This is a genomic window from Corynebacterium pseudotuberculosis (assembly GCF_002155265.1).
GTDB classification, from domain to species: Bacteria; Actinomycetota; Actinomycetes; order Mycobacteriales; family Mycobacteriaceae; genus Corynebacterium; species Corynebacterium pseudotuberculosis.
This window is the reverse complement of the sequence record NZ_CP021251.1, coordinates 241,694-256,527: the sequence shown is the minus strand read 5'-3', so window position 1 is coordinate 256,527 and position 14,834 is coordinate 241,694. Positions and strand designations below refer to the sequence as shown.

Sequence of the window (14,834 nt, the reverse complement as noted above, 5' to 3'; positions counted from 1 at the left end):
GGATAAACCACTTACCACAGCCTATGGTGATCCCCCTCACAGCGGATAAAAATACCCACTTACCTGCAATTTAGGATAGCCTGACTTAAAATATCCCCCCTCGTCCTTCACGAAAGGACACTTCTACCGGCCCTTTCTTCCGAGCGCAAGGCGACACCTATGAGATATATCGCATTAGTTTTTTAACTTTTACCCCACCCCAGCTCACACCTATTCGGTGTCAACCAAAATGCGTACTTTCATCAACCGTGAGAGCGCCCTTTTAATAGTCATTTAGCAAGGCCAGTGCCACATTACAGCCGTTAAAGTTCCACACATTTGAGCGTACATACGAGCCCCTGAATTTGTTACCCGCGTAAACACAAGTGTCTGGTGGTATCAAAAACCTACAAATACACCTCATTGGTGAACTTGCTCACGTATTCTTTAAGTTCATGAGCAAGACATACGTTGGTTCGCGGCTGCGGCAGCTGCGCAAAGAGCGTGGCCTTAGCCAGGCCAATTTAGCCGGCACGCTTGAGCTTTCGGCAAGTTATGTCAATCAAATCGAGCACGATGTCAGACCTCTCACTCTTCCCGTGCTTCACCGAATCACCGAAGTCTTTGGCGTCGACGCCACTTTTTTCTCCAAAGACGATGCTTCACGGCTTCTAGCAGAAGTCCACGATGTCATGCTGGACAAAGAACTCTGTCCCGAGGACATAGACCTGCAAGAACTCTCCGACCTGGTAGATCATCATCCTGATATCGCTCGCGCCGTCGTAGAAATGCATCGTCGTTATCGCAATGTTCGAGACAAGCTCTCAGCGGCCACAGATGCCCGTTTAGTTAACAGCCTCGACGAGACACGGACAATCTCGGGGGCGCTTTCTATGCCTCACGATGAAGTTCGTGATTTCTTCTACGCGCGCCAAAACTATCTAGACGACCTCGACCACACAGCCGAGGCCATCTCCGCCGAGTTGGGCATTACCACGTTTAATATCCGCGCTAACGAGGCAGCGCTCATAGATCGATTGGAATCACGGCACGGGGTGACCATTAAGGCTGGAAGAGACATCGGCAGCACTTTGCACCACTTTGATACACAGACCCGGGTGCTTACTTTATCCACCAGACTCATTACCGGTCAGCGCGCTTTTCGACTCGCCACAGAGCTTGCTTTTTTGGAGGCCAATGAGCGTATCGACGCCTACCTCGCCGACGCCTACTTCACTTCCAAGGAGGCACGTACCCTGGCACGGCGCGGCATCGCTTCTTATTTTGCAGCTGCCGTTATGCTTCCCTATCGGCTTTTTCATGCTGAGGCGGAGCGCTCCGGCTACGACATTGAATATTTATGTCAGATGTTTGGGGTGGGATATGAGACCATATGCCATCGGCTTTCAACCTTGCAGCGCCCTAATTTACGAGGCATCCCCTTCACTTTTGTCCGCGTCGATCGCGCCGGCAACATCTCTAAGCGCCAATCAGCCACGGGGTTCCATTTCACCCATGCAGGCGGAACTTGCCCATTATGGAATGTCTACGAAACGTTCACCAGCCCCGGCACCATCATGCGGCAACTCGCTCAAATGCCTGATGGCCGCAACTACCTTTGGGTGGCCCGAACGGTGCGGCACCATCAGGGGCGCTTTGGGGAAACTGGAAAAATGTTCTCCATTGGCCTGGGTTGCGAGGCACGTCATGCGGCGCGAACGGTATATGCACATGGACTCGATGTAAAAACTTTTGCCAACGCCGTCCCCATCGGGGCGGGGTGTCGCGTATGCACTCGTGAGGATTGCGCCCAACGGGCCTTCCCCGCAGTAAATAAGCTCATTGCTATTGACGCCCACATGTCCTCTGTGGCGCCTTACTAATACAAATCCCGTAGCTAAACCCCAGGTAGAAAATAATTTTTCTACCTGGGGTTTAAAGCTATGAGGTTTTATAGGTTAATCATGTGTCCCATGATGCCTTCTGCTGCCTCTTTCATAGCCTCAGACAGGGTCGGATGAGTGTGAACGTTACGTCCGATTTCCTCCGCCGTAAGGTCAAAGCGTTGTGCCAAAGTCAGCTCTGGCAGAAGCTCAGAGACGTTTGCGCCCACCATGTGAGCACCGAGGAGCTCTCCGAACTCAGCATCTGCAACGATCTTGACAAATCCAGCGGACTCGCCGAGGCCTTGCGCCTTGCCATTAGCAGAGAATGGGAACGTAGCGGACTTGATCTCCCGGCCGGCGAACTTCTCCTTGGCTTGTTCTTCGGTGTATCCGAAGGAAGCCACCTGCGGGTTACAGAAGGTGGCGCGAGGCATCATCATGTAATCGCCCAGCTCTTGGGTTTCTGCTCCAGCGATGGTCTCAGCTGCCACAACGCCTTGTGCTTCCGCAACATGCGCCAACTGCAGTTTCGCAGTGACATCACCAATAGCGTAGATGTGGTCGACGTTTGTCCGCATGAAGTCGTCAATTTGAATAGCGCCACGGTCGGTGAGCTTTACACCAGTGTTCTCCAGGCCATAGCCTTCCACGCGTGGTGCAAAACCGATGGATACCATGACACGCTCTGCCTTGATGGTCTCTGACTTGGAGCCATCCTTAGACTCCACGTCTACCTCTACGCCCTGACCGTTGTCGCGGATAGCGGTGGTCTTGTGGCCGGTGAGGAGCTTCACGCCGAGCTTCTTGTACTGCTTAGCGATCTCCTTGGAAACATCCGCGTCCTCGTTGGGAAGTACACGATCCATGAACTCCACAATGGTGATCTCTACGCCATAATTGGCAAGAACATAAGCAAACTCCATGCCGATGGCGCCTGCGCCAACGATCACCATAGACTTAGGTGCTTCTTCCTTGAGAATTTGTTCCTCAAAAGAAACGATGTTTCCACCGATCTCTACACCGGGGAGAGAGCGAACAACGGACCCTGTAGCAATGATGCAGTCGTCAAAAGTAACGGTCTTTCCTGCATCTTTGCCCTCGGAAATTTCAATCGTTTTAGCGTCTTTGAAACTACCAAGCCCATCGATCTCAGTGATCTTGTTCTTCTTCATCAAATAGTGAACGCCCTTGACAATTCCCGAAGAAACCTTGCGGGAACGCTTGTGCGCAACGCCGAAGTCAAAAGAAACATCACCGGAGATGCCAAAGGTCTTTGCCTCATGGTTAAAGATGTGTGCGACCTCAGCGTTCTTGAGCAAAGCTTTGGACGGGATACATCCAACGTTGAGGCAGACACCTCCCCAGTACTGCTTTTCAACTACGGCGACTTTCTTACCGAGCTGGGCTGCGCGGATGGCGGCGACATAGCCACCAGGGCCAGCGCCGAGTACTACAACGTCATAATGTTCAGTCACAAGTCCCTAGGATACGTGTCTCTACCCAAAATGTCGTGCAGCAGTGTATCTGTGCCCAATTCGGAATCCACCAACAAATAAAAAACCACATTTGGGAGGCTATAACGCCCCGCTTTCCCTCCCCCAAAATGGAGCCCTCATTTTCCCCTTCCTACGTAATCTCACCCACGCGATACTGGAGAAAACACTGTATGAGCAAGCACCGGAACCCGCCCTACACACAAAAATAACGCAAGCCTTGAGCTCCGCTATGCAGCGCCCGGCTTGCGTTATCACATATGAGTTCTTATTAAAGCAACCCGATTAGGTGCCAGAAGTTACTCAAACCTGCGGAGCCCGCCTGAACAGTGGCACCGATAGCCTCGTTGATAAAGGCGTGGATCGAACCGAGTGGATTACTAAAAAAAGCAGCAATCTTGTCCATAAAATTACATCCTTTTCGCTGTAAAAAGTCTGGAAGAACAAAGTGACAAACAGAGTGTAAGCCTAAAGACTCGTTTCCGTAGCCTTTAAATTAGTGAAAATAACATTAAACAACCCTTTTGAGAGTCACTTTGCGGATAATATGACATATAGTTAAACCTTGTTCAAAACTGAGAAAAGCACATGTAATGTTACGGTTATCACGTGTACGTGCGCGAAAAACTGGTTTTATTTAGGACTGGCTACTACCCCACTACACAGGAACCTGTTAACGTTCTAGTGAAGAAAACGATGTAAATGTTGACGCCAGCAGGCTTTCGGGCAATGGCGAGCGTCAAAAAGCATATCCTGCTATTTGCCCAACTAACTGGATAGAAAATAAGGAAGAAAAAGCAGTATGAAGTTCCTTCGGTCGATCGCAGCCTTCTCGGTTGCTACTGCAACTACTGTCAGTCTTCTTGGCGCCGCCGTCGCACCGGCTGCCGGCGCAGCTGAAAAGACTCCCGCGCAGATCAGCAATGGCACTGCGCTAGCAGATGTTCACTTTGGTGCAACCCCGGATATAAGCCCGGTATGGCGCGAGAAGCTCGACAACGATCGTGTGGTGGAGGCGTGGGCGCACTCCCCTTCCATGAACCGCAACATCCCAATGGTGGTTCTCAAGGCCTCGAGCCCCGACCGACCAACTGTCTATCTCCTTAACGGTGGCGACGGCGGAGAAGGCCGCGCTAACTGGATCATGCAGACTGACGCGATGGACTTCTACAAGGGCAAAGACGTCAACGTTGTCATCCCCATGGCAGGTAAGTTCTCCTACTACACCGATTGGGTTTCCGATAACGCCGCCCTAGGCGGCAAGCAAAAGTGGGAAACGTTCCTTACCAAAGAACTTCCTGGCCCGATGGAATCCATGCTCAAGGCAAACAACAAGCGCGCCATCATCGGCATGTCCATGTCTGCCACCAGCTCGCTGCTGCTCGCCGAGCATGCAAAGGGCTTCTACGACGCAGTAGGTTCTTTCTCTGGTTGCGCAGCTACCTCCAACCCCATGGCTTATCAGTTCCTGCGCCTGACGTTGCAGCGCGGACACGCAACTCCTGAGCAGATGTGGGGCCCCATGGGTTCTGACTACAACCGCTACAACGACGCAGTCGTCATGGCTGAAGATCTCCGTGGCACGGAGGTCTATGTATCCAATGCCAGCGGCGTCGCAGGCGGACATGATATTTTGGCTAACCCCCGCTTCGCTGGCCTCGACCCGGCAATCGCTTCCGCTGGTCTTACCGCAGTAGTCGTAGAAGGCGGCCTCATCGAGGCAGGAACCAACATGTGCACCAACGACCTCAAGGTTCGTTTGCAGTCCCTGAACATCCCGGCTGACTTCAACTTGCGCAACACCGGTACCCACTCCTGGAGCTACTGGCAGGATGACCTCCGTGCTTCTTGGGCTACATTGGAGCGCGCTTTTAATAAGTAAACCTACGCTCTTTTTCTAGGCACACCGCCCGTCAGCGATTTTTCGCCGGCGGGCGTCCCCTTTGAATGAGTAATGTCAGAGACAATGAGTACTACACCTTTCCCCCGCTCGGAGCACCACTCGTTAGCAGACCTGCCGTTTAACGCTGATGTGCTTGAAACCATCGATGCCCCAGAGGCTCTCGACTGGGCTAAACGCTGGTCGCATGCAACCGAATCGGCTCTTGATTTTTCCGATCTCCAGCAGAGGATGCGATCCGCTCTCAATGTAGACACCAAGATTCCTTATGTGCTTCGTCGCGGTTCCTACCTCTATAACTTCTGGCAGGACGCGGATCATCCCAGGGGCCTGTGGCGCAGAACTACCTTGGATGCTTTCCTCTCAGGAACAGAGGAATGGCAAACCCTCATAGACGTAGACAAGCTTGCGCATGAGGAAAATGAAAGTTGGGTGTGGAAGGGCGCGCATGTTCGCCCCCATCACTTTGACCGGGCTCTCGTCCAGCTTTCCCGGGGTGGCGCCGATGCCGTAGAAATTCGCGAGTTCGATCTATGCGCTAACGACTTTGTCACCGCTGACCCTTTTCATATTCCAGAGGCCAAGACTCGCGTCAGTTGGGTGGATAGAGACACTCTCCTTATCGGAACAGATCTAGGCCCAGGAACACTAACGGATTCTGGATACCCGGCGCGGGCTTACACATGGCAGCGTGGTACTCCTCTTCAATCCGCCAAAGAGTTTTTTGCTGGTAAGACCAGCGACCTGGCGGTTTCAGCGTGGGCAGATTCTACTCCTGGGTTTGAGCGAAAATTTATTCGTCGCGCACTAGATTTTTATCGTTCACACACCTTTATCGAGCGTGACGAAGCGTTGCAAATAGTGGAAGTTCCCGAGGACTGCGAGCTTGCTTTTCATCGGCAATGGATGTTTGTTTTTCCGCGTGAGGATTACGCGGGTGTTCCAGCTGGCGGAGTCGGAGCCATTGTTTTTCAGCGCTTCTTAGACGGCGACCGCGACTTCCGTAGAGTGTTCACGCCCACTCCCACAACGAGCATTCAAGATATTTCTTTTACCAAGACCCGAATCATTTTGACCGTACTGGATAACGTCAGCTCCAGGTTAGAGGTGCTCAGGCTGGATTCTCTTGAGCCCGAGGACGCAACAATTCAATTACCGCCGCTCACAACGGCACGCGTCGTCGCTACCTGTGATGATAGTGATGAGGTGTGGCTTGGCGCGTCCTCTTTCACACAGCCTGATACGTTATTCCGCGTTGATGTGAATGATTCTCTTATTCCTGTTGAAGTCCGTCATGCCCCAGCACTTTTCAACGCCCATGGCATGGAGACTCGACAGCACTGGGCGATCTCTGCGGATGGGACAAAGATCCCGTACTTTATCGTCGGCGATTTTTCCCAAGGGCCGCGCCCCACGCTCGTGGGCGGCTACGGAGGATTTGAGGTCTCCCTGGTCCCCGGCTATTCAGCTACGAGAGGCTTAGGGTGGCTAGAACAAGGTAATTTTTATGTCCAACCCAATCTCCGTGGCGGTGGCGAGTTCGGTCCCGCATGGCATGAAAGCGTTATCAGGATGAACCGACCGCTTATTTATCAGGATCATCAAGCTGTGCTTAAAGACGTCCTCTCCCGCGGATACGCTTCCTCTATCTTTGTACGAGGAGGTTCTAATGGTGGTTTGCTCACGTCAGTGGCGCTCACTTCCTACCCTGAGCTTATTCAAGGGGCTGTTGTTCAAGTGCCGTTGACTGATATGCTGCGGTATCACCAGTGGTCCGCTGGGTCATCGTGGATTGCGGAATATGGCGACCCTTCAGATCCACAAGAACGTGAAGTCTTGGAAAGCTACTCCCCGCTGCATAACATCCGCGAGCACTCGGAAGTTTCTTATCCACCGGCGCTGGTTACCACTTCTACCAGGGACGATCGCGTCCACCCCGCGCATGCTCGGTTATTCGCTGCGGCGCTAGCCGATTGCGGGCAACCGGTTGATTACTACGAGAATGTTGAAGGTGGCCACGCAGGAGCTGCCGATAATGAGCAGGTAGCTTTCATGGAGGCCTTGATTTTCACATGGTTGCAGAAACATGCAGACCAAGCTTCCCCTTCTCGCTCGATCTTTACTGAGGAAGGTTCTCATCATGACTAGGCCACGGTTGCGTTCTACACCCGTTCCAGGTACCCGGGACTCCTACACAGGTGTGGATTTTAACCTCGGATTCCACGTACGTTGCTATGAGCTCATCATGGACTATGCGGTAGGCCCCAACCGGCTGGCGGCAGAGGCAACCTTATATATGGATAACTATCTGCCGCTTTCTCATCTGACCCTTGACTTTGCCGATAACCTCCGGGCTACGTCGGTAGATATCACAACAGCAGGCGGTGTGCGCACCGATGTGAAGCGATTCCGGCAGTCAGATAATAAACTCCGTATTTCTTTTACTGACCCAATACCTGCTGACGCGGAGTTTGCGCTCAGTATCAGCTATGCCGGAAATCCGCATCCTATCCGTACTTTCTGGGGTCTTATCGGCTGGGAAGAACTCACCAATGGTTCGCTGGTGGCCAGCCAGCCGTGCGGTTCACGCTCATGGCTGCCCTGCGACGATACCCCTGATGAAAAGGCGCTCTTTGACATCACATTCACGTGCGATTCCGATTACTCTGTCATTGCCAATGGCGGACTAATAAGCAAAAACACAAGTGGAGCCCGTACTACCTGGCGTTATCGCTCTGAGCACCCGTTGGCTACTTATTTGTCCACCATCCAGGTAGGCCAATATCAGGAAGAATCCCTCAATCACACTCCTCCGATCACCACTGTGCCTATTAGGGGTTACGTTCCTCCTCACATGATCTCCGGCTTTCGCAATGACTTTGCGCAGCAGGAAGAGATGCTGGCCATATTCAGTAAGCTGTTTGGCAGCTACCCCTTTGACTCCTATTCAGTAGTGGTAACGGAAGACGAGTTGGAAATTCCTTTGGAAGCCCAGGGGCTCTCCATCTTTGGCGCAAACCATGCGCGGGGCCACGGCCAATGGGAACGGCTCATAGCCCATGAGCTCTCGCACCAATGGTTTGGCAATTCTCTAGGCCTTGCACAATGGAACGATATCTGGCTGAACGAGGGCTTTGCGTGTTATTCGGAATGGTTATGGTTTGAGTATTCTGGCCGTGGTCCAACCGCTCACGAATCTGCACGCTTTCACTATGATCAGCTTGCTGCGCTTCCCCAAGATCTACTTCTCGCGGATCCGGGCCCAAAGGATATGTTTGATGATCGCATTTATAAGCGAGGGGCTCTCACTGTCCATGCTCTGCGCTGCGAGCTTGGCGACGCCCCCTTCTTCCGCGCCGTCCAACGCTATGTGGCGGCAGGCCGGCATTCAGTAGTAGAGCCGCATGATCTACGCCGAGAAATCCTCAAAGAAGCCTCTAACCCACAGCGTTGTGAAGAGCTCTGGGCCAGCTGGCTCTATCGCACGGAACTACCCGAGTTCCCCAACCCATAAAATGCCCCGTAAGGTGTGATTCCGTGAGAAAGAATTTGCTTGTTACCGGCGGCGCCGGCTTTATCGGTTCTAATTTTGTCCGCCGTACTCTAGAAACCCGCAGCGATTATCGCGTGAGGGTATTAGACAAGCTGACGTATGCAGGAAATAGCGCTAACCTCGATGGCTGCGACGCGGAGCTGGTCGAAGGCGATATTTGCGATGCTGCGCTCGTCGATAAGCTTTTGAGCGATGCGGACGTGATAGTGCATTTTGCTGCAGAGTCTCACAATGATAACTCCCTGGAAGATCCTTCTCCGTTTATTCATACCAACGTAGTGGGCACGTTCACGCTGCTGGAAGCTGCTCGACGCCACCGTGTGCATCTTCATCACGTTTCTACGGATGAGGTCTTCGGCGATCTCGAGCTTGAAGACCCTAACCGGTTCACAGAGCGCACCCCTTACAATCCTTCCTCCCCTTATTCAGCGTCCAAGGCGGGTTCTGATCATTTGGTTCGAGCATGGGTGAGGTCTTTTGATGTCTCGGCTACTTTGTCTCATTGCTCGAACAATTATGGTCCTTACCAGCACATTGAGAAGTTTATCCCCCGGCAGATCACCAATATCTTAAGCGGGATTCCACCCAAGCTCTATGGCACGGGTGAACAAGTGCGAGACTGGATCCATGTAGACGATCACAACGATGCTATCCATGCGATTCTTGATCGCGGTCGCATAGGTGAGTCCTATATCATCGGTGCCGACAATGACCACGTGAATAATAAACAAGTCATCGAGTTGATCTGCCATCTCATGGGAGCAGATTCTTATGAGCACGTCGCCGATAGGCCAGGTCATGACATGCGTTACGCTATGGATTCCACCAAACTACGCACAGAGCTGGGTTGGAAGCCTCGATTCACAGACACTGCCACCGGCATGCGCGAGGGTTTGAGCTATACTATTCAGTGGTATCGCGACAACGAGCACTGGTGGCGTCCTCTCAAAGACACCGTGGAAAACAACTATGCCAAGCGGGGTCAGTGATGAACATAGAAACCTGCCCTATCCAGGGCATGATGGTCATCCATCTCGACTTGCATGAGGACTCTCGCGGCTGGTTCAAAGAAAATTGGCAAGAGTCCAAGCTTGTCGGCTTAGGATTCACCGGTTTCCGACCAGTGCAAAACAATATTTCCTTTAATGCTGAGGCCGGAGTAACCCGCGGTTTACACGCAGAACCATGGGATAAATACGTCTCCGTAGCAACCGGCTCAGTCTTTGGCGCCTGGTGCGATTTACGCGAAGGGTCCGCAACGTTTGGCGCCACATTTACCATCACCATTACCCCTGAGACCGCTGTCTTTGTTCCGCGGGGGGTGGCCAACGGATTCCAGGCTCTTGAAGCTACCGCATACACCTATTTAGTCAACGACCACTGGGCACCAGACGCTCATTATTCTTTTGTCAATCTTGCTGATCCTGCATTAAACATTTCTTGGCCGATCCCCCTCGATCAAGCGACCCTTTCCAAGAAAGACACGGCGCACCCTCCGCTAGCATCAGCGGTACCCGTACCACCCAAGAAAGTACTGGTTACCGGGGCAAACGGGCAGCTTGGCAGGACTCTAAAAAAGGTCTTCCCCCATGCCGAGTTCTGCTCTCGCACCGACTTAGACATCACTACAGACATTACAGAGGCGCGTCGCTGGGCTGACTACAGCGTAATTATCAACGCCGCGGCCTACACAGCTGTCGACGCCGCTGAAACTGATTCAACTGCTGCTTGGCGTACCAACGCGGAAGCTCCTGCTCGCCTTGCCGCGATTGCTGCTCGATACGGGATCACACTGGTGCATCTCTCTAGCGACTATGTCTTTGACGGCGAACTCCCTGTTCACAGTGAACAAGAACCCTTCAGCCCGCTGAGCGTCTATGGGCAGTCGAAAGCTGCTGGCGATACTGCTGTAAGCGTTGCCCCACAGCATTATGTAGTGCGCACCAGCTGGGTGGTGGGAGAAGGGAATAACTTTGTATCCACGATGCTCTCCCTTGCCGCACGCAGGATCTCTCCCCAGGTGGTAAACGATCAGCTAGGCAGGCTCACCTTTACTGAGGACCTGGCCGCAGGTATCCGATTTTTGCTCGATAATCATGCCCCTTATGGGGTGTATAACCTCAGCAATTCTGGGGAGATTGTGTCCTGGGCGCAACTAGCACAACGGGTATTTACGCTGGCGGGGCGTTCGGCTTCCGACGTTCAACCAGTAAGCACAACCGAATATTTTGCAGGAAAAGCACCCGCTGCCCCGCGTCCCCGCCACTCAGCCTTGGACTTGAGTAAAATCACGGGACTCGGGTTCACCCCACGTGATTGGCAGGATGCACTCGCGAGCTACTGCACCACACTGGATGCAAAGGAAGGCTAAGCCTTGAAGGGAATCATCTTGGCAGGCGGGTCAGGTACCCGGCTACACCCCATAACTTTCGGCATTTCCAAGCAGCTCATGCCGATTTATGACAAGCCGATGATCTACTATCCACTTACCACGCTCATTCAGGCAGGTATCTCTGAGATCCTGATCATCACAACTCCTGAGGATCAGCAGGCCTTTCAGCGTCTCCTGGGCACCGGCGAGCAATGGGGTATTTCCCTAAGCTACGCGGTGCAACCGTCTCCCGATGGGCTTGCACAAGCATTAGTGATCGGCCGCGATTTCATTGGCAATGACGACGTAGCGCTGGTCCTCGGCGATAACATCTTTGATGGCAATGACCTAGATGCCTCTCTTCAAAATTGCTACACCCCCGGTAAAGCCACCGTTTTTGCTTATGAGGTCTCCGACCCTCAACGCTACGGAGTAGTTAATTTTGATTCCCATGGCATGGCCACCGCGATCGAAGAAAAACCAACTCACCCAACATCCAATTTTGCTGTAGTCGGACTCTACTTTTATCCCAATGACGCTGCTACACTCGCAGAACGCCTGACCCCCAGCGAGCGCGGAGAATTAGAAATAACCGCGCTTAACAGCGCTTATTTGGAGCAAGGACGGCTGCGCGTCCACAAGCTAGAGCGCGGAAGTGTATGGCTGGACACCGGCACGATCGACTCTATGAGTGAGGCCTCCTCCTATGTTGAGGTTTTACAAAAACGCACCGGCTCAATCATCGGATCCCCTGAGGTGGCTGCGTGGCGCGCCGGGTTTATCAACGACTCCCAGCTACGCGCATTGGGTCATGCTCAGCTGAAGTCTGGCTACGGCAAATATTTGCTGCGTGCCCTAGGCGAAGGCTGGTAGCGGATAAGCTAGGTTAAGCCCGCTACGCTTCAGCTCAGTACCTAGCAAAAAGTGCCTTCCTCACTCCGAGGAAGGCACTATATGTTTAAGAACTGACCAATAATTTAGCTGTTGGCTAGGATCTCGCCGATACGTTCATGTCCGCGGGCATTGATATGGAGCGGCATATTGCCTCTGCCAGCGGTGAAGTCAATAACGCCAGAGAAGTAGCGGTCTGCATCAGGAGCGCACATGCCGTTATTCCGGGTGTGCGGCTTTAAATCTAGAAATTCCACCCCGGTCGCATGAGCAAGGTCTACGTTCATCCACTGTGCAAGGTTCTCCCAGCGCTCCATCGCTCCCGCCGGCACCGGAAGGGTGATATTAGGAATGATGTGTAGTGGACAGATACGGCTGCCAGTAACGATGGTCGGATAGCCAACGATCTGGATCCGCGCATGCGGGGCTGCTGCACGGATTCGATCAATCTGCGGGCGCATAGCAGCGACAAAACGTGCACGCGTAGCGCCCTCAGATTCACCTCCGTTGAAGTATGTGTCGTTGAACCCATGGGTGATCACTACTCGCGCGGTAGCCGTATTCAAAGCGCCACTGTTAAGGGCCGAATCTACCTCTACGTTGAAGGGTCCGCCGGAAAAGGAACCTGTGGAAATAGATTGCACTCCCGGACATGAGAAATTGCGTACAGGAAGCCCCAAGCGACGCCCGGCTTGTTCCGCATAGCTATCAGGGGAGCGTCGACAATTCCTCGATGAGGTGAAACGATCTGCTAGCAACTGTGTCGCCGGGGAATCCGCAATAATAGAGTCTCCAAGGACTACCATGTTGCGTTCAGCTGCGAGTGCTTGGGGAGCCGTGGTCAGCGAAACCACGATCGCTGCTGAAGTAAGGGCGGTGACAAGTTTACGAAGCATATTCTTCCTAATAGAGACTTAGTTTTGCCAAGGCAAATATTCAGTATTAAGTTACAGATGTTACTGATATGGCTAACGTTTTAGTAGTTCTTAACGATATTCATTAATAGATCTTCAGAATCCACAGCTAAACCAATATTCTTTTTTGATCATCGGTAAATAAACCTTTTTTATTACAACCTGCGCTTCTACAAGGAGTTTCCCTACAATGAAAGCACGACGTGGAGTTCCATCAACGCTTAAAGCAATGGTCCAGCTTGCCCCAACGCTTATTTCTTCAGGAATTCTCAACGTAGAAGGCAACTCCTCCGCCATTTTTTCCATTCCTCAGCTTCTTGCTCGCTATAGGTTTACTACCGCACGCGAGGTTGAGCAGGCCTATCGCATTTGCCCCAATCGCATAGCGCTTATCGACGACGACGGCACCCTGACCTTCAGCCAGTTACGCAATGATTCGCTTACCGTCGCCCGGCACTTTGCATCCCTCGGCATCAATGATTTAAGAATCGGCGTCATGGCACGCAACGGCCGCGCATCCATTTATCCTCTTGCTGCTAAAGGCTACGTGGGGGCCTCGATCTACCTCCTCAATATTGGGTCTTCACCCGAGCAGCTAGTTGGCTGTATTAAACGCGATGGCATCAATGTACTGGTGATCGATGAGGAATTTGTAGACCGCCTCCCCACCGATCTCACCGGCCTGCATGTCATCGTTGGACACCGTGAAAAAGTCTCCTCCCAGCGCACCGCAGAATTGATCACTCTGGACGATATTGTAAGAAAACCGTGGGAAACCGCAGATATTTCTTTGCCTACATTCCCCAAGCACGGCAGCATCGTGCTCATGTCTTCCGGCACCACAGGCATTCCTAAAGGCGTTATGCGTAAAGAGCTCACGGCTCCCACGGTGTTAGAAAGCGTGCTCACACAAGTTCCGTGGCGCGCAAACATGACAATCCAACTCACAGGTTCCATCTTCCACACATGGGGATGGGCATGCCTGAACATTGCCTTCGGCCTGCGTTGTACGGTTATTACTCGCCGTAAGTTCGACCCCCAAGAAGCGCTTGCAGACGTCCAAAAACACAAGATCGACGCAATGATCTCCTCCCCCATCTTCCTGAAGCAATTCTTTGCGGTCGAGGGCCAAGAAAACTACGACTGCTCCAGCCTCAAATTCATCTTCTCCTCCGGCCACTCGCTCTCACCGTGGCTTGTCGACGCCGTCCACGAGCGCTTTGGAAAAATCCTTTGCAACCTCTACGGCAGCACTGAAATTTCTGCGGCCGCGATCGCCAGTATGGAAGAAATCGCAGAAAACCCGGCCGTGGCTGGGAAAATCTGCAAGGGTACCCAGCTGGTCATCCTCGATGACAATGACAATCCAGTGGGACCCGGAGTCCCCGGCCGTATCTTCTGCCATAACAACTTGTCGCTCACCGGATACACCGACCCCAACATCCCTATCCCACGCGTCGGAGACCTGGTCCAAATCGGCGACCGCGGTTATATCGATGAGAACAATTACCTCTTTGTGCTCGGCCGTGCAGATGACATGATCATCGTTGGAGGCGAAAATGTGTATCCTCGCTCCGTCGAAGAAGTCCTTGAGCCCATGGCAGGCATCGCTGATCTCTACGCAAGCGGCGTGGAAGACGAGGACATGTTTGAGCGCATCGCGGTATGGGTCGTTCGCTCAGATTCTCCTGAAGGGGCAGCCCTCACCGAGGATTCCATCCGCGACTGGGTAAAAAATAATCTCGCGGAACACTCCATCCCTCGCGATGTCCACTTTGTAGACTCTCTCCCCCGCAATGCCACGGGCAAAGTAATCCCCCGCATGCTCAAGCCCTAAAAGGCATAGG

At 52.8% G+C, this 14,834-nt stretch carries 11 protein-coding genes; 8 read left to right on the top strand and 3 right to left on the bottom strand.

The window, feature by feature from the left end; translation table 11 throughout:
* The first annotated feature begins 434 nt into the window (after positions 1 to 434).
* Positions 435 to 1,862: an acetate metabolism transcriptional regulator RamB gene (gene ramB, locus CpATCC19410_RS01250; RefSeq protein ID WP_013241100.1), complete on the top strand. Its 1,428-nt coding sequence runs from the start codon at positions 435 to 437 to the stop codon at positions 1,860 to 1,862.
* Positions 1,863 to 1,930: 68 nt separating this feature from the next.
* On the opposite strand, the gene lpdA is transcribed toward ramB, so the two are convergent.
* Together lpdA and CpATCC19410_RS10910 are read right to left on the bottom strand one after the other, a co-directional pair.
* Positions 1,931 to 3,340, bottom strand: coding sequence for a dihydrolipoyl dehydrogenase (lpdA, locus tag CpATCC19410_RS01245; protein ID WP_014400951.1), 1,410 nt, complete (start codon positions 3,338 to 3,340; stop codon positions 1,931 to 1,933).
* A 289-nt stretch (positions 3,341 to 3,629) separates the two neighbouring features.
* Complete coding sequence (locus CpATCC19410_RS10910) at positions 3,630 to 3,764, bottom strand: hypothetical protein (RefSeq protein WP_013241098.1); 135 nt, start codon at positions 3,762 to 3,764, stop codon at positions 3,630 to 3,632.
* Positions 3,765 to 4,160: 396 nt separating this feature from the next.
* On the opposite strand from CpATCC19410_RS10910, the gene CpATCC19410_RS01235 reads away from it, so the two are divergent.
* The 6 genes from CpATCC19410_RS01235 (at position 4,161) to rfbA (ending at position 12,055) form a co-directional block, all read left to right on the top strand.
* Positions 4,161 to 5,240 carry an alpha/beta hydrolase gene (locus CpATCC19410_RS01235; protein WP_013241097.1) on the top strand — a complete coding sequence of 360 codons (1,080 nt, stop codon included), beginning with the start codon at positions 4,161 to 4,163 and terminating at the stop codon, positions 5,238 to 5,240.
* Positions 5,241 to 5,324: 84 nt separating this feature from the next.
* Positions 5,325 to 7,406, top strand: coding sequence for a prolyl oligopeptidase family serine peptidase (locus tag CpATCC19410_RS01230; protein ID WP_014400949.1), 2,082 nt, complete (start codon positions 5,325 to 5,327; stop codon positions 7,404 to 7,406).
* A complete protein-coding gene (locus tag CpATCC19410_RS01225; protein ID WP_013241095.1) occupies positions 7,399 to 8,772 on the top strand; it encodes a M1 family metallopeptidase in 1,374 nt (457 codons plus the stop codon). The genes CpATCC19410_RS01230 and CpATCC19410_RS01225 overlap by 8 nt, the downstream gene beginning before the upstream one ends.
* A 23-nt stretch (positions 8,773 to 8,795) precedes the next feature.
* Positions 8,796 to 9,800 carry a dTDP-glucose 4,6-dehydratase gene (gene rfbB / locus CpATCC19410_RS01220; protein ID WP_014400947.1) on the top strand — a complete coding sequence of 335 codons (1,005 nt, stop codon included), beginning with the start codon at positions 8,796 to 8,798 and terminating at the stop codon, positions 9,798 to 9,800.
* The gene (rfbD, locus tag CpATCC19410_RS01215) at positions 9,800 to 11,182 is read left to right on the top strand and encodes a dTDP-4-dehydrorhamnose reductase (RefSeq protein ID WP_014400946.1); all 1,383 of its coding nucleotides are present in this window, start codon (positions 9,800 to 9,802) and stop codon (positions 11,180 to 11,182) included. Before rfbB ends, rfbD begins: the two co-directional genes overlap by 1 nt.
* A gap of 3 nt (positions 11,183 to 11,185) precedes the next feature.
* Positions 11,186 to 12,055: a glucose-1-phosphate thymidylyltransferase RfbA gene (gene rfbA / locus CpATCC19410_RS01210; protein ID WP_013241092.1), complete on the top strand. Its 870-nt coding sequence runs from the start codon at positions 11,186 to 11,188 to the stop codon at positions 12,053 to 12,055.
* A gap of 104 nt (positions 12,056 to 12,159) precedes the next feature.
* Here rfbA and CpATCC19410_RS01205 read toward each other — a convergent pair whose 3' ends face one another.
* Entirely contained in the window at positions 12,160 to 12,969 is an 810-nt protein-coding gene (locus CpATCC19410_RS01205; RefSeq protein ID WP_013241091.1) for a GDSL-type esterase/lipase family protein, read from the bottom strand.
* A 208-nt stretch (positions 12,970 to 13,177) separates the two neighbouring features.
* On the opposite strand from CpATCC19410_RS01205, the gene CpATCC19410_RS01200 reads away from it, so the two are divergent.
* Positions 13,178 to 14,824, top strand: a complete 1,647-nt coding sequence (locus CpATCC19410_RS01200) for an acyl-CoA synthetase (RefSeq protein ID WP_013241090.1) — start codon at positions 13,178 to 13,180, stop codon at positions 14,822 to 14,824.
* Positions 14,825 to 14,834: the final 10 nt, after the last annotated feature.

What these genes read in the sequence shown, in the direction of transcription:
- CpATCC19410_RS01230 (WP_014400949.1), top strand. Translation starts at nt 5,325, where the DNA reads ATGAGTACTACACCTTTCCCCCGCTCGGAGCACCACTCGTTAGCAGAC.
- rfbD (WP_014400946.1), top strand. Translation starts at nt 9,800, where the DNA reads ATGAACATAGAAACCTGCCCTATCCAGGGCATGATGGTCATCCATCTC.
- CpATCC19410_RS01235 (WP_013241097.1), top strand. Translation starts at nt 4,161, where the DNA reads ATGAAGTTCCTTCGGTCGATCGCAGCCTTCTCGGTTGCTACTGCAACT.
- CpATCC19410_RS01225 (WP_013241095.1), top strand. Translation starts at nt 7,399, where the DNA reads ATGACTAGGCCACGGTTGCGTTCTACACCCGTTCCAGGTACCCGGGAC.
- CpATCC19410_RS01200 (WP_013241090.1), top strand. Translation starts at nt 13,178, where the DNA reads ATGAAAGCACGACGTGGAGTTCCATCAACGCTTAAAGCAATGGTCCAG.
- CpATCC19410_RS10910 (WP_013241098.1), bottom strand. Translation starts at nt 3,764, where the DNA reads ATGGACAAGATTGCTGCTTTTTTTAGTAATCCACTCGGTTCGATCCAC.
- ramB (WP_013241100.1), top strand. Translation starts at nt 435, where the DNA reads ATGAGCAAGACATACGTTGGTTCGCGGCTGCGGCAGCTGCGCAAAGAG.
- CpATCC19410_RS01205 (WP_013241091.1), bottom strand. Translation starts at nt 12,969, where the DNA reads ATGCTTCGTAAACTTGTCACCGCCCTTACTTCAGCAGCGATCGTGGTT.